The following is a 22,790-nucleotide window of genomic DNA, read 5'->3' as shown; positions in this document are numbered from 1 at the left end:
CCTGAATGAGTAGGGCGGAGCAATAGAGAACGGGCCGAAGCCATGGCAAACGTTTGTGAACGGAGCCAGGTCGCAATTACCGCATACCATCTGAGCATGCTTCTTCCAAACTAAAAAAACTGCAAGCGACACAATCACGAGTCGCTTGCAGTTTTTTAATAATTCGTCTTAATAGGCCCGCGCGAACACAACCGTATGCTGCGAAGCTTCTCCGCAGACGAGACATTTCGTCTTCGTCTCGGCAGGCTCGAACGGAATGTTGCGGCTTGTCGCCCCGGTTTCCGTCTTGACTTGCGCCTCGCATGCGTCCGAGCCGCACCAGCCGGCGAGCGCGAAACCGCGCTTCTCTTCCAGCGCCGACTTGAATTCATCCAGCGTCTCGACGGAGAAGAAGTTTTCCTCACGGAAACGCTTGGCGCGTTCGAACATTTCGCCGTGGATTTGTTCCAACATCGCCTGCACTTCGGCGACGATATTGTCGAGAGGCACGGATTTCTTCTCGCCGGTCACACGGGAAACAAGCACGCATTGTCCGTTCTCGATATCGCGCGGCCCGAGCTCAAGACGCAGCGGGATGCCTCTCATTTCGTATTCGTTAAACTTCCAGCCGGGAGACACGTCAGCCCGATCGTCAACGCGAACGCGAACGCCTGCAGCTTTCAACTGCGAGAACAGCTCGTCCGTCTTGCCGATAACGACTTCGCGCGTCTTCGGCGGCCCGATCGGAATCATAACGACTTGTGTAGGCGCCACTTTGGGCGGCATGACAAGACCGCGGTCATCGCCGTGCACCATAATCAGCGCGCCGATCAAACGCGTGCTTACGCCCCATGAAGTCGTGTGACAATATTGCTGCGTATTCTCGCGATCGAGATATTTGATATCGAATGCGACTGCGAATTTCGTACCGAGATAATGGGAAGTACCTGCTTGCACTGCCCGTCCGTCTTTCATCATCGCTTCGATGGAATAAGTGTCGACAGCTCCCGCGAATCGCTCCGACGGCGTCTTCTGACCGCGGATGACCGGGATAGCAAGCACGTTCTCGACGAACTCGGTATAGACGTCGAGCATTTGCATCGTCTCACGGCGAGCATCCGCCTCGTCTTCATGGGCCGTATGTCCTTCCTGCCAGAGGAACTCGCTTGTCCGCAGGAACGGAAGCGTTCTTTTCTCCCAGCGGACGACGTTCGCCCATTGATTGATAAGCATCGGCAAATCGCGGTACGAGTTAATCCATTTGGCATACATATGCCCGAACATCGTTTCGGAAGTCGGCCGAATCGCCAGCTTCTCTTCGAGCGGCTCACCGCCCGCTTCCGTCACAAATGGGAGCTCGGGATTAAACCCCTCGACGTGCTCCTGTTCCTTCTGGAAAAAACTTTCGGGGATGAACAACGGGAAATAAGCATTCCTGTGCCCTGTTTCTTTAAATCTGCGGTCAAGATCTCTTTGGATATTCTCCCATAGCTCGTACCCTTCCGGACGGAAGACGATACAGCCGCGAACCGGCGAGTAATCCATCAGTTCGGCTTTCTTGATGACATCGATATACCAACGGGAAAAATCTTCGCTCTGCGGCGTAATTTCCGTAACGAACGCTTTATCCTTCGACATGACGGTTCCCCAACTCCTACGTTAAATGTTGCGGTATGCTATGCGGCGTTAAGCCGAAAGTGGCTTAATCCTTAACCAACCCGATTATATCATTGTACGTGACGACGATCATGAGCAGCATGAGCATGGCGAAACCGATGAGGTGCACCATACTTTCGCGGCTCGGATCGACCGGCTTGCCCCGCACCGCTTCCAGACCGAGGAAAAGCAATCGGCTGCCGTCGAGCGCGGGAATCGGCAGCAGGTTAAAGATCCCCAAGTACAAGCTGAGAATGGCTGCCCATCTCGTTAAATCCGGAAGACCTTCCTTTGCGATCTGCCAAGTCATTTGCGTCGTCTTCACCGGTCCGCCGAGATCGTCCAGCTTCACTTCGCCGAACACGATTTTGCGGAAGCCTTGGAAAATCATCTCGGTCGTAAATTTCATCGCCTCTCCGGAAAGACGCACCGTCTCCAATGCCCCTGTTTTCCGATATTCACCCACAAAAGCGATGCCGATCAGCCCCGTTTTCGAGTCCGGCGTAATTTTCAAGGTCACTTGCTTGCTGTTACGATCAACGATCCACGTCATCGCTTTGCCGGGAGATGATTTGATCTGGGAGATGGCCAGATCTACGTCTCCTCCGATTTCATGCCCGTTGATCGATTTGACCAAGTCATCGCTGTGAAGTCCACCGAGCTCAGCCGGGCCTCCAGCGCTGATGTGGGAAACGAACACTTTCGAAGAAGTGTCGGAAGGAACGCCTTGCAACACGAAATACAAGCCAAACAATACAAAGGCAAGCAGGAAATTCATGACCGGTCCGGCAAAGATCGAAAGAGCTCTCTTGCCGACAGACTTCTGCCCGAATTGACGATCGAGTGGCGCAATCTGCGTCTCGCGTCCTCTTGCAATGACAAGCGCTTGCGGATGCACGTTGTACTTCTCGATTTCCCCATCGACATTCAGAGAGATGAACAAATGGTTTTCCAGGTCGACCGCCGTCACTTCTCCGCTGAAAACACCGGTACCGGACCGCTCTCCAAGCTTATCCAAATACAGCCTCGTTACGAGCCCGTCCTTCACGCGAACGGCAAGCGTCTGCCCGGCCTGCACTTCGACGATTTCCGGATCTTCCCCCGCCATGCGCACGAACCCGCCGATCGGCAGCAACCGCAACGTGTAACGGGTTTCCCCGCGTTTGATTGAAAAAAGCTTCGGCCCGAAGCCGATCGCGAATTCACGCACGAGAATGCCGGCTCTCCGCGCGAAGTAAAAGTGTCCCCATTCGTGCAGCGAGACAAGCAAGAAAAACATAAGCACGGTCAACAACGCGACTTGAATATTTCCCATCGATTCAACCCCTTCATACCGAGCGAACGGCTGCTCTTAGATTAACATTATTCTCCGAGCCGTTACAAGAGAATACCCTGTCGCTTAAACTTCGCTCGCGGACGCCTCCGAGCGGGCCCAAGCGTCCGTCTCCAATATGGTTTCGAGGTCGGGATCGGAAATGCCGGCATGTTTGGCCAGTACGTCCTCAATAATGCGTTCGATGGCGAGAAATGAAATTTCCTTGCGCAAAAAACGAGCGACGGCAACTTCGTTGGCCGCGCTATAGACGGTCGTCGCCGTGCCGCCGCTGCGTCCTGCTTCGTACGCAAGGAGCAAGCACGGGTAACGATCGAAGTCCATCGGCTTGAAGTGCAGCGTACCTTGCTTCAGCAGATCCAGCGGCGTAGCCGGCGAGACGACACGCTTCGGATATGTGAGCGCATATTGGATCGGCACTCGCATGTCGGGGTTGCCAAGCTGCGCCATAACGCTTGTGTCGACGAATTCAACCATCGAGTGGACGATGCTTTCCGGGTGGAGCATAACGTCGATACGATCGTAAGGCAAACCGAACAACCAGTGGGCCTCAATCACTTCGAGCCCTTTGTTGACCATTGTCGCCGAGTCGATCGTGATTTTGGCGCCCATGCTCCAGTTCGGATGTTTCAAGGCGTCCTCGACCGTTACGCCGGTTAGCTCTTCCCTGCCCAGATGGCGGAAACTGCCTCCCGAAGCGGTCACGATAAGTCGGTTGATCGTTGATACATCCTCGCCGTTTAAGCATTGAAAAATAGCGGAATGCTCGCTGTCGATCGGTAGAATGGACACACCTCTGCGCTTCGCTTTGTCCATCACGAGATGACCTGCCGTCACAAGCGATTCTTTGTTGGCTAGGCCGATGTCGGAGCCCGCTTCGATCGCCGCCAGCGTCGATTTAAGTCCTACGCTGCCGATCAGGGAACAGACGACGTAATCAGCACCTGCATGGGAGGCGATCTCCGTCAACCCCGCTTCTCCTGACAGCACGCGTACGCCTTGCGGCGCCTCGGCACGAATGCGGTCCGCGAGAGCTTCGTTGCCGGCGGACACCCATTGCGGCTTAAACGCGTGAACTTGCTCAAGCAGCAAATCGACGTTGTTGCCGGCCGCTAATCCGACAACTTCAAAATGTTCCGGCATCCGGGATACAACATCCAGCGTCTGCGTCCCGATCGAACCGGTGCTCCCCAAAATCGCAATTTTTTTCATCGATGATGCTCCCCCAAAAACGGATAACCGTACTTGTCGAACTTTTTCATTATGTAGTCGAAACGATTCTTACATCGTCAGCAGTCCGAGTAGATGGACAAGCGGAAACACGATTAGCCAGCTGTCCGTTCGATCGAGCACGCCGCCGTGACCCGGCAACAATTGTCCGGAATCTTTCACGCCGCGGAAACGTTTGTAAGCCGACTGCACTAAGTCTCCCAGTTGACCTGCGACCGCCGCAGTCAAGCCGATGAGCGCCGCTTGTCCATAACCGAGCCATTCCGACTGGCAATATGCGAACACGAGACCGACAACGACGGCGATAACGAGACCTCCGAGCGCGCCTTCGATCGTTTTGTTCGGACTAATGGACGGCCATAGCTTTGTCTTTCCAATCGCTTTTCCGACAAAGTACGCCCCCGCATCAGAAGCCCAAATACAGAAAAAAGTAAGCGCAGACCAGAATATGCCGTGTTCGAGATCCCTTGTAACCGCCATGTAGTGAAAGCCTGTTCCGACATAAACGGCGCCGAGAAACATAACGCTTGCATGTTCAAGCTGAATCCGGTTTTTGCTGAATACCGTCGCGCTCAGTAGAATAAACATCAGCACCCACGTTACCGCTTCGAAAGAGGGCAACTCCCATTCGAAGGGGAGCTTCGGAAGTGCAATAAGCGCGACAGCCGCGAATCCGAACAACACGTCCAGTCGTGTCCAACGCTGTCCGTTCAGTCTGGCGTATTCCCAATAGCCGATCAACGCCAGCAGAAGCAGGAGCCCCGTATAGTACCAGCCCCCCGCTAGAAGCAAGCCGATAAATGCCGCGCCGGCGACAACTCCGGTCACGATCCGTTGACCCATCGTGTCAAAGCCCCCCGTATCGCCGTGCGCGTCTCTGGTACTCGCGAACGGCGTCGTAAAGATGATGTTCGTCGAATTCCGGCCAGTACACGTCCGTGAACCAAAATTCACTGTATGCGAGCTGCCAGAGCATGAAGTTACTTAGCCTTAGCTCACCGCTTGTACGGATAAGCAGATCGGGGTCCCGAAGGCCGCTCGATAGCAATTGTCCGCAAATGTCGGCTTCTCCGATATTTTCCGGGTTAAGCTCGCCAGCTGCGGAAAGCCTCGCCAGTTCTTTGACCGCATCGACAATCTCGCTGCGGCTGCCGTAATTCAACGCAAAATTCAAAATAAGACCTGTATTGTCTTTCGTCCGTTCGATCGCTTCTTCGATTGCCGTTAGTGTGTGCGCGGGCAGAAACTCCCGCCGCCCCATCATGCGGACCTGGACGTTGTTCTCGATGAGTTCGCCGAGCTCCAAAGCCAAAAACTCTTGCGGAAGCTTCATGATATACTCGACTTCGGATTGTGGCCTTTTCCAGTTTTCCGTGGAGAACGCATACAACGTCAATACTTTGACGCCGATGCGGTCGGCCGCTTTCGTCACGCGTTTGACCGCTTTCATTCCATTATGGTGCCCTGCCACCCGCGGTAATCCGCGTGCTTTCGCCCAACGGCCGTTGCCGTCCATGATGATAGCGATATGCTCCGGCACGTTATCGCCCTCCGGAAGGGCTTCGGACTTCACTTGCGTGTGCCGAATGTCTTCGTCCTTGAAGACGCCGCTCTTCAGCTTGCGGAGCCATCCTCCGATTCCACTCATTGCCGTTCCCCCCAAAGGCGGGCAATCTTACTCCGCCGGTTCAACAAAAGAGAATAAACCCCACCTTTCGGAGGGGTCTTGCGCTCGTGCATTACACTTCCATAATTTCTTTTTCTTTGGAGGCAAGAATTTTGTCCACTTCGGCGACATATTTGTCGGTGATCTTCTGTACGTCTTCCTGGTGGCGGCGGGACTCGTCCTCCGAAATCTCGCCTTTTTCTTTTTTCTTGATCTCGTCGTTCGCGTCGCGCCGAATGTTCCGGATCGCGACTTTCGCTTCCTCGCCAAATTTCTTCGTCGATTTGGCAAGCTCGGCACGTCGCTCTTCCGTCAATGGAGGTACGATCAGGCGAATGATGCTGCCGTCGTTCGCCGGCGTCAGTCCGACATCGGATTTCATGATCGCTTTCTCGATCGCGCCGAGAGCGGTTTTGTCCCATGGTGTAATAATGATCGTCCGAGAGTCCGGCGTGTTGATCGAACCCATCTGGTTAATCGGTGTTGGCGTTCCGTAATAGTCCGCTTGTACGCGGTCCAGCATCGCTGCCGATGCTTTGCCTGCGCGCAGCGTTTGAAGGTCGCGCTTCAGCGCGCCCAGCGCTTTCTCCATCCGTTCTTCTGCGTCTTTCTTGATCGCTTGCGGCATTAGTCTGTGCTCCCCTTTACGATCGTGCCGATCTTCTCGCCCAGGACGGCACGTTTAATATTGCCTTTCTCGGTAATTGCGAATACGAGAAGCGGGATATTGTTGTCCATGCAAAGAGACGATGCGGTAGAGTCCATTACGCCCAAGTTTTTATTCAGGACGTCCATATACGTCAATTGCTCGTATTTCTCTGCCGTTGCGTCTTTGAACGGATCTGCGCTGTAGACGCCGTCGACTTTGTTTTTCGCCATCAGAATGACTTCTGCTTCGATCTCCGCCGCACGAAGCGCAGCCGTCGTATCGGTCGAGAAGAAGGGGTTACCCGTTCCCGCCGCGAAAATAACGACGCGCCCTTTCTCCAAATGGCGAATCGCGCGGCGACGAATGTAAGGCTCGGCAATTTGCTGCATCGCAATCGATGTCTGAACGCGGCTTGGCACGTCCATCTGTTCGAGCGCGTCTTGAAGCGCCAGAGAATTCATGACCGTCGCCAACATGCCCATATAATCGGCCGTCGCGCGGTCGATGCCCTTCTGGCTGCCGGCAATGCCGCGCCAGATGTTGCCGCCGCCGCATACGATCGCCACTTCAACGCCGAGCTCGATCACTTCTTTGATCTGCTCTGCAATCGACAGAATCGTCGATGCGTCGATGCCGTAGCCGTTCGGCCCGGACAACGATTCGCCGCTTACCTTCAATACTACACGTTTATAGACGGGACGTTCCAAATTGTTGTACCTCCAACCGTTCTGATGGTTAAAAAAGAGGGAACACGCCGTGTTCCCAAAAGGGTAAAACCGATCTTATTGTTTAACTTGCGCCATAACTTCTTCGACGAAGTTGTCCACTTTTTTCTCTAGGCCTTCGCCCAGTTCGAAACGCGCGAATCTGCGAATGGAGATTTTCTCGCCGATTGCAGCGATTTTCTCGTTCAACAACATCGTGATCGTTTTATCTTGATCCTTTACGAACACTTGCTCCATGAGGCAGTTTTCCTCATAGAATTTGTTCATGCGGCCTTCGACCATTTTGTCGACGATTTTCTCCGGTTTGCCTTCGTTCAGCGCTTGGTTGCGGAGTATTTCTTTTTCTTTGTCCAGTTCGGCTTGGGATACTTCTTCCCGGCTCAGGAACTTAGGGTTAGCCGCTGCGATCTGCATCGCGATGTCTTTAACGAATGTGCGGAATTGGTCGGTTTTTCCGACGAAGTCCGTTTCGCAGTTGACTTCGACGAGAACGCCGATACGTCCGCCTGCGTGGATGTAGGACTCAACGACGCCTTCAGTAGCGACGCGGTCGCCTTTTTTCGCTGCCGCGGAAAGTCCTTTTTCGCGGAGCAGTTCGGCTGCTTTCGTCAAATCTCCGTTTGCTTCCTCGAGAGCTTTTTTGCAATCCAGCATGCCTGCTCCTGTTCTTTCGCGGAGCGTTTTCACGTCTGCTGCGTTAACTGCCATTCGTATTCCTCCTAATAGTTAAGGCCTTAATCGGCCAGGTATGTTTTCTGGAAAAAAAGGGCGGTGAGAAGACATTCTCTTCTGACCACCCTTTACCGTAAGCTGTATGTGGCGGCGATTAGGCCGTCGTTTCTTCGCCTTGGCGGGACTCGACGATGGCGTCCGCCATTTTTGCCGTCAAGAGCTTAACGGCGCGGATTGCGTCGTCGTTACCCGGGATGACGTAGTCGATTTCGTCCGGATCGCAGTTCGTATCAACGATACCGACGATCGGAATGCCCAATTTGCGCGCTTCCGCAACTGCGATACGCTCTTTGCGCGGATCGATGATGAACAGCGCATCAGGCAGTCTACGCATATTTTTGATGCCGCCGAGGAACTTCTCGAGGCGCTCTTTTTCTTTGCGAAGGATAATAACTTCTTTTTTCGGCAGCACTTCGAAAGTGCCGTCGTTTTCCCATTTGTCCAATTGGTGCAAACGATCCGTACGCTTCTGGATCGTCGAGAAGTTCGTCAACGTACCACCCAACCAACGTTGGTTGATGAAGTATTGACCGGAGCGCTCAGCTTCCTCTTTCACGGAATCTTGCGCTTGTTTTTTCGTGCCGACGAACAGCATCGTGCCGCCGTTTTCAGCCAGTTGGCGAACGAAGTTGTACGCTTCGTCTACCTTCTTAACCGTTTTCTGCAAATCGATAATGTAAATGCCGTTACGTTCAGTAAAGATGTACTTATCCATTTTCGGGTTCCAACGACGTGTTTGGTGACCGAAATGAACACCTGCCTCAAGCAGTTGTTTCATGGAAATGACCGCCATCTTCCTGCACCTCCTAGTGGTTTTTGGTGAATCTCCGCCGCCTTTCGCTTTTCCCGCCAAAGCTCGCCGTCGAACCGGAAAGCACCGTTGTCGGAATTGAAAGACGTGTGTTTTTTACACCGAGAAATACTATACCATATCGCTCTTTATCGCGCAATGGGGCACTACGAAACAACTAAGCTATCTTTTTTTGCGAACGAGTTCTGCGATGATCTGCTCGTATGTCGGCTTACCGGTGAAGATCGCGTTGCCGACATTCATTTTCTTGGCGATCGGACGCGCTTGCTCGATGAAATCTTTGGAGTCGTCCACAATGCCGAGCTTTTGTAAGCTTTCTGCGACTTCGGTCAGCGACATGCCGGCACCGATGTACAACGTTACTTTATCGTTCGATGGCGATACAACCGGCGCATCCGGCTCAGTCGGCACAGAAGCAGATGGCTCAGTCGGCTCGGTCACGGGTGCTACTCCCTTACTTGAACTCGGCGAGGCCGGCGGTTGATCCGATTCTTCGCCCGCTTTTCCCTTGCTCGGCACAGACGACGACACTGCCTCGTCAAGACGCTGCTGCAGTTCCTTGTCGGTCAGCAACAATAGCCCTTGTTCCTTGGCTTGCGCGTCAAGCTGATCACGGGTCATCGCGACGCCTTCTGTCTGCTCCCTGGCCGTATTAATCAACTGTAACATCGATGCGCCGAGCATAATGCCGAGACCGAATCCAATAAGCCAGTTCCGATGTTTACGCATGCAGCTCTTCCTCCCGGCGAGCGAGCTGCAAAATCAATTGCACTTCGCCTTTGTTCATCCCAAACTCTTTGGCGATTTGGTCGACCGACTTGCCATTGTCGTGCATCGAGAACAGCTCCGGGTATCTTCCCCGCAGCGTCGGCGGTACGTTCGGTTCCGCTATTGGCTCTTCTACTTGCTCCTCAGGAGCGCTCGCCGGACTTCCCAACTCAGTCTCCACCGCCAGCACTTGCGCTTCAGGGACACCGGCCGCGGGTTCTATCGCAGGCGAGATAACAAGTTCCTGCACCGGAGCTCCAGCCGTTCGGCGTGCCCACGATTCCATTTGATGCTCGAGATCGACGATCCGCCGGCCGAGCCGCGCCACAGTGTCATCTTGCTCTCTCTTGAATTTCGCTACCGCGTCTACCAGTTCGCGATTTTCGGCTTCTAAATCTTCCAGAAGCTGACTATAAGCTTCTTCGCTTACGAACGACGACTCCTTCTCGCGGTTCGGCGCCTTCGGCATTAGCCACGAATAACCGGCGATCGCCGCTCCGAACAACACGACACTGATCCAAGGACTCACTTGTCCTCCCCTTTCCAGCTTACGCGTCAGCCCATAAAGTCGATATGTTTGCCTTTAAACGGATGCTCCGCCGCTTTGGGCTCGACAGCCTCATTATCTCCGTTTTTTTTGTTCGACTTCGACAATTGCCGGCGATCCCGCTCATGGGGCTGTCGGTCCGAAATCGTTTCATTCGATGCGGATTCCGCCTTGACGCTCCTGTGAGCGTCATGCTCCGCCGCCTTGGCAGCTTGCTGGCCAAGCATCGATTGCTCCGTCGCGGAGCGCAACTGTTGCTGCTGCTGCAAAGGCGACATTTCCATCGCCCGAGGAAGGGAAGCTTGCAAATCGATCGATTTGTAGCTCACGACCATTCACCTCGCTGATCGAATATCGGTTAATACGGAGCCATCATAATTTCGCCTTCGGAAAAACGGAGGGACACGTGCTGGGCAGAATCTTTGATGAATCGCGTATATCTGCCGATCACGATTTTCGTGCCGCCCCACAGCGTATGTACGGCATCTACGCGTGCAGTCGTCGCATCCTCAAGCGTTTTTTCGATTTCGAGAATACGCTCTTTCGCGACTTTCAACTCTTCGGCGACTTGCCGTTTCGTTGACGTCAGCTTCACCCTGAGCGCCAGCTTATCCGCGGTCAGCTGTCCGACTGCAGCCATCTGATCAAGTAGCGATAGCGCTTTCTCGGTCTTGTCCGCACTATCCGCGAGTTGTCTCATCGTCGCTCTGAGATCGTTAAGCTCAAGCCGCAGCTCCGGCCGGACGCCGACTTCGACTACGGTCGCCGTGGACATGGAATTGCCGATCATCCGCGCGGTGACTCGATCTCCCGCCTGAACGATACCACCGACGATGAGCCCTTTTGCTCCCAAGCATTTTACCGCTTTGCCGGCGCGAACGTTAGAGTGCATGATGCTTTGGGAGACGATCACCTCTTCTCCGGCAATCACGTTGCCTTCCTGCACGAAGGAACAACGCACATTTCGACCCGCTTTTACGAATCCTTTGTTGCTTCCGATGATGCCGCCGGATATTTCGATCGAACCGTCCGATTCGACTTCCGCGCCTTCGATACCGCCGGTTACGCGAATGTCGCCGGAAGCTTTCACCCGGAACCCCGTCAATACGTTGCCTCGGACGACCACCGTGCCCACGAAATCGATATTTCCAACTTTGTAGTCGACATCTCCGTTCACTTCGAACACGGGGAAAACGTTCAACTTGTCTTTGTCCGTCTTCGTGACCATGCCATCAATCGCAGCATACAAACCGATTTTCTCCGGGTTCACGACGACGTTTTTGCCAACTTTGAACTGAACGTCCTTGCCCTCTTTAGGCGGAATATCGTCTCCGTTCACCGACTTGCCCGGTATTCCGGGTTGTGCGGGCACGCGTTCGGCGATGAGTTGGCCCGCTTTGACATTAGGCAAGTGCGTAACCTGCTTGTAGTCGACGGTGCCGTCCTCCCGTTCGAGCGGTCGGCGTTCCTCCTCTTCGTCTTGGCCCACGATCACTTTGACGTAACCGTCCACGCCAGGCTGTGGAGGTGTGCCGACCGCGATAAGGTTTTGACTGAAGAAGAAATCTTGCGGCCTCTTCGCGATCAAAGCTACCGTGTCCGATTGAAGGCCGTACTTAACCCCCTGCGATTGAAAAAATTGCTCCAGATCGCGAGAGGTGAGCTTTAGATCGCCTTCAACTTTCTTGAATACGAGAAATGCGTTCAGCTTGTCGTCTGAAATTGCGACTTGCAAGCTTTCCACGAGTGGAAGGTTTTCGCCCGACATTAAAATCACCCCTTTGCTTATCCGTTGTATAGAAGCTGTTCCCTATGTTTCGAGAGCGCACCTCTCAATCTCAGGATCGCCTTTGAATGAAGCTGGGAAATACGCGACGGCGACAAACTCATCACTTCCGCGATTTCGCTTAGAGACAAGTCTTCGTAATAGAACAAGGAAACGACGATTCTTTCTTTGGCCGTCAGCTTCTCAATGCCGATTTTCAAAGATTCTTTCAAATAGGTCTCGTGAACTTTCGATTCGGGATTGATCGCTTTATCGTCGACAAGAAGTGTTAGGCGTGTCTCCGACTCTTCTTCCCGGATCGGATCTTCAAGAGAGAAGACCGCTGCGACGGCGACCTCTTGCAGCATTTGTTGAAATTCCTTGTCGCTTATGTTTAAGTAGTCGCATATTTCGTCATCGGAGGCAGAGCGTAACAGCTGCTGCTCCAATACCGCATAGGCGTCTTCCATTTTTTTCGCTTTGTCACGTACGGAACGCGGCACCCAGTCGCCTTGCCTGAGGCCGTCGATAATGGCGCCGCGAATTCTCCATGAAGCATACGTCTCAAACTGCAGCCCGCGACGATAATCGAATTTCTCGATTGCGTCGATTAAGCCCATCGAGCCGTTGCTGACCAGGTCGTCCTTCCATACGTTTTTCGGCAACCCGGCCGCCATTCGGCTGGACACATAGTCCACGAGCGGCAAATAAAGCTCGATCAGGGTGTTTCTCGCATCCGCATCTTCATGTTCTTTCCACCGTTGCCATACTTCTTGATGGGATAACCGTGAACGCGTTTGATCGGCCATCGCTGCTTCACCTTCCTTATTCGTCCGTCAGACGCCGAATCGCCTGAACCACTTCCTCCGGATTCGGGTTGTCAAGAGAAACTAACCGTTTCGGTTGCAACGGTTGGAACCCGGTTCCGTTATTGCCGGAATCCGTCTTCCCGCCTGCCCATTGCTCTTTCAATAAATCGGTCAACGAATCCCCTTCATCGGGGGTGGACACGTCTACATTCGTTCCTCTCCCGGCCGGTTCGGAGGCAGGCTCCGCATTCTTCTCCAGTCCCGGAGCAGCCGGGCGTATCGCTTGAGGAAGAACAAAACCTACAACAACCGCGATCGCTGTAAAAGCAAGAAAAGCGTATAAGCTTCGTGCCAAAGTCGTTCCGAACGGGTTGTTCGGCAGCGAGAACATAAAAGTGAGCAAAGCGCCGAACGCGCCGAAGCCGAGGATGAACCGCCAGGAACGTTTCATTTCAAATCTCCTTTACTCCGTACTGCACGCTCCGGATCGTGAAGATGCCCGATTCGGTGCTAAGTTCGACCGTTCTTCCGTAATTGCCGCCCGTATCTTCCGAGGTTAAGGAGATGGCGTAGCGGGCGAGCATTTGTTTCGTCGCTTCGACGTTGCGTGGACCGATTCTCATCGAATCCCCTCCGCCCATAAACGCAAACATTTGCGCCCCTCCCGCCATTTTGGCGACTAGCCTCCCGGCCGAAACTCCTTTTTTCTTAAGCCGCTCAAGCAGTTCAGGCACGGCTGTATCGGCGTATTTGGCAATATTCAGTTGCCCTTCCCTCGCGATGTCCGACGACGGGAGCATAATATGGGCCATGCCCCCGATCTTCAAGACGGGATCATATAACGTAAGACCGACGCAAGAGCCGAGTCCTGTCGTCTTGATCACCGCTCCCCTTTCCGCAATGTTCAAGTCGGCCATTCCGACTTTGATCAATGAACCTTCGGTCATTAGAGCGGCACTCCCAACGCGCGGAACAGCTTGTCGAAAGATTCCGGATCCGGAATGAGGAAAAATTGTCCGTCCGCTTCCTGCTGTCCTTCCAAAAAAGTCGTATCGATCAAAAGCGCGTCGTCGCCCATCGTGCCGAACTGAAGCAGACCGTAGCTGAGAATGGCGCCCGCCATGTCGACCGCCAAGGAAGGGACGGTAGGAGACATGTTTAGTCCAGTGAAATCTGCGAGAGACGATAAGTAAGACCCCGCCAAAATATTTCCGATTTCGTTTAATGCCGAAAGTTCCAGCTCGCTGTACATGTCGTCTTCAGCTGCAGCGAAACCAAGCAAATCCTGCAAAATTCTTCTGGCAGGTTCCCGATTAATAATGAAAAACATATTGCCGGGAGCGTCGCCTTCCACCCTAAGGAAAATCGCAATAACGACCGCTTCGCTGCCGCCGACCCGGTCTGCAATCGCTTCGAAAGGAAGCAGGCTGACCGTCGGAACGGCCATGTCGACCGGTTTGTTAAGCAACGTCGACAGCGCCGTCGCGGCATTGCCCGCGCCGATGTTCCCGACTTCCCTGAGCACATCCATCTTGAAGTCTGCGTCGTTCTTAAAAAGGCTCACCGGTTACTCCCCTATTTGTTCTAGCTGAATGATTTCACTGCGGTTGAGCACTTCGATCAAGTTCAACAGAATAAGCAGTCGGCTTTCTCCGATTTTGGCAACGCCGCTAATGTATTTCGCCTTAATGCCGCCAACGACTTCAGGCGGATTCTCGATCGTATCGCTCATGACATCCAAGACGTCATTCGCGGAATCGACGATAAAGCCGACTTCCAAATCGTTCGCGGCAACGATAATAATCCGCGAGTTTTCCGTAAACTCCGTTTCTGTCAGTCCGAACCGGCCGCGTAGGTCGATGACCGGAATGACGACTCCGCGCAAGTTCACAACGCCTTTAACGAAAGCTGGCGTCTTCGGCACCCGCGTAATCGGCATCATGCGTTCGATCGTACGGACTTTGTCCACTTCGATCCCGTACTCCTCGTGCGCCAGCGTAAACACGATGACTTTCAATTCCTCAGCCATGAATGAATTCCTCCTCGAAAGTCCGGTCTATTATTTGATCAATGCGTTCGGATCGATAATAAGCGCTACTTGCCCGTCGCCGAGAATCGTAGCTCCCGACACGACGCCCAGGCTGCCTGCCAAATATTTGCCAAGCGGCTTGAGCACGATTTCGTTCTGCCCGATGAACTCTTCGACCAGCACCGCCGCCAGCTTGTCTCCTTTGCGAACGATCAGCATTTCGGTTTCCGTCTCGTCGTCGTCGCGATAATCCGGAGAATCTACCAAATCTGCAAGCGAGAGAACCGGCACGATGCTTTGACGGTATTCGATAATCCGGTTACCGTGCAACATGCGGATATCCGAACGTTTGACCGCACCGGTTTCCACGATTGACGAAAGCGGGAATGCATACTTCTCGCCGCCGAGCTTAACGAGCATCGCTGCAATAATCGACAACGTAAGCGGCAATTGAATGGAAAACTTCGTTCCGGCTCCTAGAGTCGATGTAACCGATACGTGCCCGCCGAGCGCTGCGATCTTCGATTTGACGACGTCTAAGCCGACGCCCCTGCCGGAAATATCCGAAATTTTGTCTGCCGTACTGAAGCCAGCGGCGAAAATAAGCATGTTGATTTCGTCATCGCCCAGTTTCTTCGCTTCTTCCGGTGTCACAACGCCGCGTTTGATCGCCGTCTCGAGTACTTTCGGTCGGTTGATCCCTTTACCGTCCTCTTCGATCTCGATGAACACGTGATTGCCGCTATGATACGCTCGCAATATCACCGTTCCAACTTCCGGTTTGCCAAGCTGCGTCCGTTCGGCGAAAGGTTCAATGCCGTGGTCGACCGCGTTGCGGATCAGATGGACGAGCGGGTCGCCGATTTCGTCGATAACCGTTCTGTCGAGCTCTGTTTCGGCGCCGACAATTACGAGATCGACCTTTTTGTCAAGCGACTTCGCCAAGTCTCGAACCATACGAGGGAATCGGTTAAAGACGCTCTCGACCGGAACCATCCGCAGCTTCAGGACGATGTTTTGCAAATCCGCGCTGACGCGCGCCATATGCTCCACCGTCTCTGTCAAATCGTTGCGACGAACTTCCGAAGCGAGCTGCTCGAGCCGAACTCGGTCGATCAGCAACTCGCTGAACAAGTTCATGAGCGTGTCCAGCCGATCAATATCGACGCGGATCGTGCGCGGAGCATTGCTGCCGCCGGAAGCAGCGGGAGCGGCTGCAGGAGCTCGGGCAGGCGCCGGGGCGGCGGAAGAAGCGGCGGCAACAGGCGCCTGGTCTGCGGTCGCTGTTGCGGCGACTTCTTGGGCTGCGGGCGATGCCGCGTTACCGTTATGCTGAGCGTTGGTTAATTCGGCGAGCGAGTCGCGATCGACGGCGGTGAACGTCGCCGACTCAATCTCCGATACCCGAGACACTTGATCGCGGATCGAAGCATCGTCCTCTTTCGTTATGTAATACACAGAGAAGCCCCGATCGAACTGCTCTTGCTCGATTTCTTGAACGGACGGGAAAGACTTAACGACTTCGCCGTTGCGTTCCAACACATCGAACACCATGTACGCACGTGCCGCTTTGAGCAAGCAATCCTCTCGCACGATCACTTCGATATAAAATGCTTTGTGTCCGGCTTCGATCGACTGGTTCAAGACGGACATCTGGTACTGGTCAAGCGTGAGCGATGCGGACAACGTCGGAGCTTTTGCTGCCGGGGCCGTTGTGTTCGTGCCCGCCGCTGCTCCGCCAACATCGCCTTTGACGATACCCTTCAGCCGCTGCACAAGCTCCTCGACGTCCCCTTTACCGGTTCCGCCGCCTACGATGTCTTGCACCATCGCTTCCAAAGCATCCAAACATTTGAATAACGTATCGAAAATATGACCGTTCATTTGAAGTTTGCCGTTGCGAACAAGATCCAGCACGTTTTCCATGTCGTGCGTCAGCGCGGCTAAGTCTTCGAATCCCATCGTTGCAGACATTCCCTTTAACGTATGCGCAGACCGGAAAATCACTTGAACGATGCTGATATCCTCCGGCTGCTGCTCGAGCCGAAGCATATTTTCGTTCAGCGATTGCAGGTGATCGTTAGATTCGTCGATAAAAATGGACATGTATTGATTCATTTCCACTGGCCGGACACCTCCTCGTAGGCTGAACTAACGCGAGTCATTTAGGCTTTGCGGTTATTCACTTCCCGGACGAGCGCCGGGGCTATGCTTTGTAACGGAAGCACTTGGGACGCTGCGCCAAGCTCGACCGCCGAGCGAGGCATGCCGTATACGACGCAAGTCTGATCCGATTCCGCGATTGTCGTCGGCGCGCCATCGTCCCGAAGAGCTTTCATGCCTTTCGCTCCGTCGCTTCCCATCCCAGTCATGAGAACAATGTGCCTCTTCAATTGCTTCTGTCCGATCAGCGATTCGAACAATACGTCGACGGAAGGCATATGCCCGCTTCTTGGCCCTTCTTCCGACAGCCGAATTTTATATTTGCCCGAGGCGTCTTTAGCAAGCGACATATGTTTGCCGCCGGGAGCGATATATGCGGTCGCCGTCTCCACAGCCTCCCCGTCCGACGCCTCCCGAACGTGAATGTCGCAAAATTGATCCAGACGTTGGGCGAGCGAATGCGTGAATTTCGGCGGCATATGCTGCACGACCAGAATCGGCGCTGGGAAATCCGCAGGAATACCGGTCAGCACTTCATGAAGCGCCCTCGGCCCCCCTGTAGAAGTGCCGATCGCGACCAACTGCGTAAACGTCCCCGAGGGCTTCGGAGCCGGCGGCTGCGCGGCGACGGGCGGTGGCGATTTCGGCGTTTCGGAAAGTGGACGAGTCGCTTTCTTATCTCCGGTCGGCAATGCCGAAACGGCGGCTGGTTTCACAGGTTTCGCCGGCTTCGCCTCCATTGGCTCCTTCGGTTTGGTAATTCCTATCGTCGGCAGCGACTTCGAATGCCCGACTAGCGGAACAACCGAAGCGCTTGCTTTATTATCAGCAGCCGACGGTGAGGCTTGGGCTGCGGACTTCCGCTCTTCCGGTTTGGTGCTCCTCGCATTCGTCGACTCCGCTTTAGGCTCCAACGCCCGGCCGGACGCGCTTACCGAGGACACCCCGGCTTCGGCTGAGTTTCCGGCATTTGCGGGTTCGGCAGCCGGTGAGACGGCTGGCCTAGCCTTGCCAAGCAAACGATTCGGATGGTCAGGTTTCGCCGGCTTTCTATCGGATTCCATCCCGCGCCGTGAAGGCGACTCCGCCGCTGCAGGCTGTACGACAGGGCCATCCTGGCTTGCTGTCTTTTCCACGAAAGCCGTATGAACTTGATACGTCTTTCGCCCCATTGTCTCTAGCGCGATGTGAAGCTTCTCGAGCAATTGCTCCCTTACCTGATGGATATCAAGCCTAACGGCTCCGTCCGGCTTTCGCACGAAATCGACGGCCCCGTATTGTAGCGCCTTGATCGTGTCTCTCGTGCCATTGTCCGTAACGGCAGACAACATAATAACGGGTGTCGCTCTCGCTTCCATTATCCGCTGAAGCGCTTCAATCCCGTTCATATGCGGCATTTCCAAATCCATCGTGATAATATCGGGTTCCAGTTCAAGCGCCAGCTTTACGGCTTCTTGGCCGTTCGATGCCGTTGCCAGTACGGTGAAAGCTTCGTCTGCATCGATGACGTCGCTGAACACTTTTCGCATAAATGGGGAATCGTCAACAATCAACACTTTATATTCCGGCATTTTACGCCCCTCCCGTATAATCTAGTTGGTTGGTCTCGCTGTCGTTCGTGATGCGGCCGAGATGCCTGTGAACTAACTCCACAATTTTTTCATCCTGTTCAGGAACCCGGATAAGCCTTTCGGCTTCTGTTCCCTTTCTTCAAGCAGGAAACGAGATGCGATTCTGTCGATTCCTTTCGCCGCCTCGCTGTCGGGGAAAGCGACTGCCAACGGCGTTTGGCGTTTGACGGCTTTCATGACGTTCGCATCGTCGGGAATGTAACCAAGAACAGGGATGTCCAATCCTAAATACTTGTCGGCGACTTGACGGAAGTTGTCCGCCGTCTGCCTCCCCTCTCGTTCGTCTGCCACCCGATTCACGATGAGCTTGAACGCTGGCTCATGTCCCATCGTCTTCAACATCTTCACAAGCGCGTAGGCGTCCGTGATCGCAGTCGGCTCAGGTGTCGTGACGACGATCGTCTCTTCGGAAGCTGCGATGAATTTCACTGTTTCCTTCGACAATCCGGCGCCCGTGTCGAACAGAATAAAGTCGACGTGACCGTGAAGCTTGCCGATCTGTTCCGAGAAATATTCGAGCTGTTCGTCGCTCAAGCGAACAAGATCCTGGAATCCGGAGCCGCCAGCGATAAATTGCAATCCCCCAGGACCGATCTGGATAATTTCCCAGATCGACTTCTCGCCTTTCAGCAAGTGGATCAAATTGTATTTCGCCGGGGTTCCCAGCAATACGTCGATGTTTGCGAAGCTGACATCCGCATCGAATACGAGTACGCTATGTCCCCGGTTCTGAAGCGCCATCGCGAAGTTCAGGCTAAAGTTTGACTTCCCAACGCCGCCCTTGCCGCTCGTGACGGTTATAATCCTCGTCGTCCTTGCTGAACGGGAATCCTTCGAGTGCACGAGATGTCGGAGTGCTTGCGCTTGGTCAATCATCGCCCGGTTCCCCCAGAAGTCGGTTTACGATGGCTTCCGGTTCGAACGACCGAATATCATCTGGCACTGCTTGACCGCAAGTATAATAGGAGATCGTCAAGTCGAATTCCATGGCCAAGTTCACGATAGCCCCGTAAGAATCCGTCTCGTCGAATTTAGTGAGCAACAGTTGTTTGACGCCGTATTTTATAAATTGCGAAGCGACCAGTTTCATATCCGAGTATTTATGGGTCATGCTAAGCACGAGAACCGTTTCCGTTTGATCGGCTGGAGACAGCAGACTGTTCACTTCGGAGACAAAAAGTTCGTTTCGGTAATTCCGCCCCGCCGTATCCATAAACAGCAGGTCTCTGTCGGCGAGTTTCGAATAAGCCCGCGCTAATTCTCCCGGAGAGAACACGACTTCCAAAGGCAAGTTCAAAATGTCCGCATACGTTCTCAGTTGATCAACTGCCGCGATTCTGTACGTATCCGCCGTAATAAAACCAACGTTCCTTCGACGGACAAAAGCTTGCTCGGCCGCCAATTTCGCGATTGTTGTTGTCTTGCCGACACCTGTCGGGCCTACGAAATGTACGACCCGCGTTTGCTCGTCGATGCCGCCGCCTTTTATCCCTCCAACCCAGGAGATCAACACTTGCCGGGCGGCTTCGTAAGCGGCCGCGTTGCCAGCTTCCCCGGTCTCGCTTAGTTTGGCATTCGTCTCTTCTGCGAACTGCTCTACGAGGGAAGGTTCCACGCCTTGCTCGGCGAGTCTTCGACTCCACTTCATCACAGATGCTGGCATCGTTCGGAACGTTTGCTGCTTCGTCAGCTTTGCCATCATCTCTTTCATAGAGCGAAGCTCCAGCAATAGCGAATCCGACTCGGCGGAATGGTGAGGTGTCGAATCGGTCGACGCCTTCGCCACTTCTAGCTCAGGCTCTCGCTCTTTCGTTGCGATCGCCTGGGCGATGACGTTCGCGATCGATTCGGCCCGACTCGCGGGCGACTCCTCTCTTGCCCGCTCAGCAACAGGTGCCGCGGGAAGCGGATTGGCGCTTCTACCGCTGTCGGAGAATGGCGCCTTTACGTAGCGATCGCGAATAGCGCTTGGCGGCAGCATCGGCGACGCAGCCGGCTCGAGATCCGGCTGCGATTCCTGCGACACGGCCACCTCTTTTTTTAGCGCTGGCGAAAGCGTAAACGCGGGTTTTCTCGGAGCCGGTTTTTTCGCCGATTCGTCGACCGCCGCGAGCACTTCCACCTTTTTCTTGCGGAACATGCCAAGAAATCCGCCTACGCGGATTTCTTTCGTATTCAGGATAACCGCATCGGAACCGAGCTCAGCTCGTATTTGCTGCACCGCTTCGGGCAATTGATCCACGATATATCGTTTTACCTTCATGCACTCACCACCCCGACGCTTTGGACTTCGATGCTAGGCTCGAGCTCGCTGTACGAAATGACAGGCACGTCTTGCAAACTTCTTTCAAGCAACTGGCGCAAATACATCCGAATCGTCGGAGAAGTGAGAACGATCGGCTGCTGACCGGTTTGCACTAGCCGGTTTACCTGCTCCGTCACGCGCTGATAGATGCTTTGAGAGGAAGCCGGATCCATCGCGAGGTAACTTCCGTGATCGGATTGCTGCACGGCTTCCGCGATTTTCTTCTCGACGGCCGGGCTAAGCGTAATGACTTTAAGCGGCTCTTCCGAGTTCGCGTATTGCTGGGAAATTTGACGCGACAGACTCTGCCTGACATATTCCGTAAGAACGTCCGGATCTTTCGTGAACTTGCCGTAATCCGCAAGCGTCTCGAATATCGTAACCAAGTCGCGAATCGAAATTTTTTCTTTCAACAGCTTGGAGAGCACTTTCTGGATGTCTCCAACGCCAACGATCGACGGAATGAGTTCCTCGACAAGCGCGGGGTATGTTTCTTTGACACTGTCGATTAGTGCTTTCGTTTCTTGCCGTCCGATCAGTTCGTGCGCATATTTCTTGATCACTTCCGTCAAGTGCGTGGCAACGACCGACGGAGGATCGACGACCGTATACCCGGCCATTTCCGCACGTTCTTTCGTCGCTTCGTCGATCCAGAGCGCCGGCAAACCAAATGCCGGCTCCTGAGTTTCGATACCCGTAACGGAATCGTCGTCGAAACCGGGGCTCATCGCCAAATAGTGATGTATTAACAATTCGCCGCGCGCTACCGTATTTCCTTTCATTTTGATGACGTATTCGTTCGGTTTTAGTTGAATATTGTCGCGAATTCGGATAACCGGTACGATCAGGCCCATTTCCAAGGCGCATTGCCGTCGAATCATAATAATTCTGTCGAGAAGATCCCCGCCCTGCTGCGTATCCGCAAGGGGAATGAGACCGTAACCGAACTCGAACTCGATCGGATCGACTTGCAGCAAGCTGATAACGCTTTCCGGGCTCCGAACTTCCTCGATCTGTTTCTCTTCGACGAGAAGCTCTTCTTCTTGCTGCTTCCGATTCAAGTTCCGCTGCAGGCGATAACCGGCTACGGCTAACACGACTGCGTAAGGCAGCGTCGAAATGAGCGGAATCGGCGTTGCAAAACCGAGCAGCGTAACGGTGCCGGCGACGATATAAAGCAGCTTCGGATAACGCAGCAATTGCTGGCTCAGATCGTCCGCCATATTGCCGTCGGATGCCGCTCTCGTGACGATAATACCCGCCGCCGTGCTGATGAGCAACGCCGGAATTTGGCTGACGAGGCCGTCGCCGATCGACAGGATCGAATATTTTTCGATCGATTCCATTGCCGAGAAACCATGGAAAGCCATACCGACAATAAAGCCGGCGATCAAGTTAATGACCACGATAATGATGGAAGCGATCGCGTCCCCTTTAACGAATTTGCTTGCACCGTCCATCGAACCGTAGAAATCGGCTTCCTTCTCAATCTTCTCACGACGTTCGCGCGCTTGCTGCTCGTTGATCATCCCCGCGTTCAAATCGGCATCGATGCTCATCTGTTTGCCCGGCATCGCGTCGAGCGTAAATCTCGCGCCGACTTCGGCTACGCGCTCCGAACCTTTCGTAATGACGATAAACTGTACAACGACCAAAATAAGAAACACGACGAATCCGATGGCGATCTCTCCGTTTGCAACGAAACGTCCGAACGTCTCGACGACGTGTCCGGCATCCGCTTTGGAAAGAATAAGTCTCGTTGTGGAGACGTTCAACGCCAATCGGAAAATCGTCGTGATCAGGAGCAATGTCGGGAATATTGAGAAATGCAACGCATCTTTCGTGTTCATCGCGATCAGCAAAATCATGATGGCGACTGAAATATTAATAATGAGCAATATATCGAGTAGCCCTTTGGGAATCGGAACGACCATCATCAGGACGATGCCGATGACACCGACCAAAATGCTTAAGTCCCGGATTTTCATAAGC

The 22,790-nt window shown here is 53.9% G+C and carries 23 protein-coding genes; all 23 read right to left on the bottom strand.

Annotated features, from left to right (window positions below; genetic code table 11):
* Nucleotides 1-168 precede the first annotated feature (168 nt).
* A complete protein-coding gene (gene proS / locus ACFPOF_RS04430; protein WP_378129972.1) occupies nt 169-1,617 on the bottom strand; it encodes a proline--tRNA ligase in 1,449 nt (482 codons plus the stop codon).
* A 64-nt stretch (nt 1,618-1,681) separates the two neighbouring features.
* The gene (gene rseP / locus ACFPOF_RS04425; protein WP_378129970.1) at nt 1,682-2,950 is read right to left on the bottom strand and encodes an RIP metalloprotease RseP; all 1,269 of its coding nucleotides are present in this window, start codon (nt 2,948-2,950) and stop codon (nt 1,682-1,684) included.
* Between the two features lie 84 nt (nt 2,951-3,034).
* Nucleotides 3,035-4,180: a 1-deoxy-D-xylulose-5-phosphate reductoisomerase gene (locus ACFPOF_RS04420; RefSeq protein WP_378129969.1), complete on the bottom strand. Its 1,146-nt coding sequence runs from the start codon at nt 4,178-4,180 to the stop codon at nt 3,035-3,037.
* A 69-nt stretch (nt 4,181-4,249) separates the two neighbouring features.
* The gene (locus ACFPOF_RS04415; RefSeq protein ID WP_378129968.1) at nt 4,250-5,041 is read right to left on the bottom strand and encodes a phosphatidate cytidylyltransferase; all 792 of its coding nucleotides are present in this window, start codon (nt 5,039-5,041) and stop codon (nt 4,250-4,252) included.
* A 4-nt stretch (nt 5,042-5,045) separates the two neighbouring features.
* Nucleotides 5,046-5,846 carry an isoprenyl transferase gene (locus tag ACFPOF_RS04410; protein WP_378129966.1) on the bottom strand — a complete coding sequence of 267 codons (801 nt, stop codon included), beginning with the start codon at nt 5,844-5,846 and terminating at the stop codon, nt 5,046-5,048.
* 91 nt (nt 5,847-5,937) lie between these two features.
* On the bottom strand, nt 5,938-6,492 hold the full coding sequence (gene frr, locus ACFPOF_RS04405; protein ID WP_378129964.1) for a ribosome recycling factor: 555 nt from the start codon (nt 6,490-6,492) through the stop codon (nt 5,938-5,940).
* Complete coding sequence (pyrH, locus tag ACFPOF_RS04400) at nt 6,492-7,220, bottom strand: UMP kinase (RefSeq protein ID WP_378129962.1); 729 nt, start codon at nt 7,218-7,220, stop codon at nt 6,492-6,494. The genes frr and pyrH overlap by 1 nt, the downstream gene beginning before the upstream one ends.
* 75 nt (nt 7,221-7,295) lie before the next feature.
* Complete coding sequence (gene tsf / locus ACFPOF_RS04395) at nt 7,296-7,946, bottom strand: translation elongation factor Ts (protein WP_378129960.1); 651 nt, start codon at nt 7,944-7,946, stop codon at nt 7,296-7,298.
* A 118-nt stretch (nt 7,947-8,064) separates the two neighbouring features.
* On the bottom strand, nt 8,065-8,763 hold the full coding sequence (rpsB, locus tag ACFPOF_RS04390; RefSeq protein WP_378129958.1) for a 30S ribosomal protein S2: 699 nt from the start codon (nt 8,761-8,763) through the stop codon (nt 8,065-8,067).
* Nucleotides 8,764-8,943: 180 nt separating this feature from the next.
* Nucleotides 8,944-9,510 (bottom strand): RodZ family helix-turn-helix domain-containing protein, encoded by a 567-nt coding sequence (locus tag ACFPOF_RS04385; protein ID WP_378129956.1) that lies wholly within the window; start codon nt 9,508-9,510, stop codon nt 8,944-8,946.
* The gene (locus ACFPOF_RS04380) at nt 9,503-10,078 is read right to left on the bottom strand and encodes a hypothetical protein (protein WP_378129954.1); all 576 of its coding nucleotides are present in this window, start codon (nt 10,076-10,078) and stop codon (nt 9,503-9,505) included. The genes ACFPOF_RS04385 and ACFPOF_RS04380 overlap by 8 nt, the downstream gene beginning before the upstream one ends.
* Before the next feature lie 26 nt (nt 10,079-10,104).
* Nucleotides 10,105-10,425 (bottom strand): hypothetical protein, encoded by a 321-nt coding sequence (locus ACFPOF_RS04375; protein WP_378129952.1) that lies wholly within the window; start codon nt 10,423-10,425, stop codon nt 10,105-10,107.
* 29 nt (nt 10,426-10,454) lie between these two features.
* The gene (locus ACFPOF_RS04370; RefSeq protein WP_378129951.1) at nt 10,455-11,864 is read right to left on the bottom strand and encodes a DUF342 domain-containing protein; all 1,410 of its coding nucleotides are present in this window, start codon (nt 11,862-11,864) and stop codon (nt 10,455-10,457) included.
* Between the two features lie 17 nt (nt 11,865-11,881).
* Complete coding sequence (locus tag ACFPOF_RS04365; RefSeq protein ID WP_378129949.1) at nt 11,882-12,670, bottom strand: FliA/WhiG family RNA polymerase sigma factor; 789 nt, start codon at nt 12,668-12,670, stop codon at nt 11,882-11,884.
* A gap of 16 nt (nt 12,671-12,686) precedes the next feature.
* Entirely contained in the window at nt 12,687-13,121 is a 435-nt protein-coding gene (locus ACFPOF_RS04360; RefSeq protein ID WP_378129947.1) for a hypothetical protein, read from the bottom strand.
* A gap of 1 nt (nt 13,122) precedes the next feature.
* The gene (locus ACFPOF_RS04355) at nt 13,123-13,617 is read right to left on the bottom strand and encodes a chemotaxis protein CheD (protein ID WP_378129945.1); all 495 of its coding nucleotides are present in this window, start codon (nt 13,615-13,617) and stop codon (nt 13,123-13,125) included.
* Nucleotides 13,617-14,234, bottom strand: coding sequence for a chemotaxis protein CheC (locus ACFPOF_RS04350; RefSeq protein WP_378129943.1), 618 nt, complete (start codon nt 14,232-14,234; stop codon nt 13,617-13,619). Before ACFPOF_RS04350 ends, ACFPOF_RS04355 begins: the two co-directional genes overlap by 1 nt.
* A 3-nt stretch (nt 14,235-14,237) precedes the next feature.
* Nucleotides 14,238-14,699: a chemotaxis protein CheW gene (locus ACFPOF_RS04345; RefSeq protein WP_378129941.1), complete on the bottom strand. Its 462-nt coding sequence runs from the start codon at nt 14,697-14,699 to the stop codon at nt 14,238-14,240.
* Nucleotides 14,700-14,729: 30 nt separating this feature from the next.
* Nucleotides 14,730-16,823 carry a chemotaxis protein CheW gene (locus ACFPOF_RS04340; protein ID WP_378129939.1) on the bottom strand — a complete coding sequence of 698 codons (2,094 nt, stop codon included), beginning with the start codon at nt 16,821-16,823 and terminating at the stop codon, nt 14,730-14,732.
* A gap of 41 nt (nt 16,824-16,864) precedes the next feature.
* Nucleotides 16,865-18,433 (bottom strand): protein-glutamate methylesterase/protein-glutamine glutaminase, encoded by a 1,569-nt coding sequence (locus ACFPOF_RS04335; RefSeq protein WP_378129937.1) that lies wholly within the window; start codon nt 18,431-18,433, stop codon nt 16,865-16,867.
* Between the two features lie 72 nt (nt 18,434-18,505).
* Nucleotides 18,506-19,369: a MinD/ParA family protein gene (locus ACFPOF_RS04330; RefSeq protein WP_378129935.1), complete on the bottom strand. Its 864-nt coding sequence runs from the start codon at nt 19,367-19,369 to the stop codon at nt 18,506-18,508.
* Nucleotides 19,362-20,756: a flagellar biosynthesis protein FlhF gene (gene flhF, locus ACFPOF_RS04325; protein WP_378129933.1), complete on the bottom strand. Its 1,395-nt coding sequence runs from the start codon at nt 20,754-20,756 to the stop codon at nt 19,362-19,364. The genes ACFPOF_RS04330 and flhF overlap by 8 nt, the downstream gene beginning before the upstream one ends.
* A complete protein-coding gene (flhA, locus tag ACFPOF_RS04320; protein WP_378129931.1) occupies nt 20,753-22,786 on the bottom strand; it encodes a flagellar biosynthesis protein FlhA in 2,034 nt (677 codons plus the stop codon). Before flhA ends, flhF begins: the two co-directional genes overlap by 4 nt.
* Nucleotides 22,787-22,790 lie beyond the last annotated feature (4 nt).

Origin of the sequence: Cohnella soli (assembly GCF_042655525.1) — a bacterium.
Lineage (GTDB): Bacteria > Bacillota > Bacilli > Paenibacillales > Paenibacillaceae > Cohnella > Cohnella soli.
This window is presented reverse-complemented; position numbering and strand designations above follow the sequence as displayed.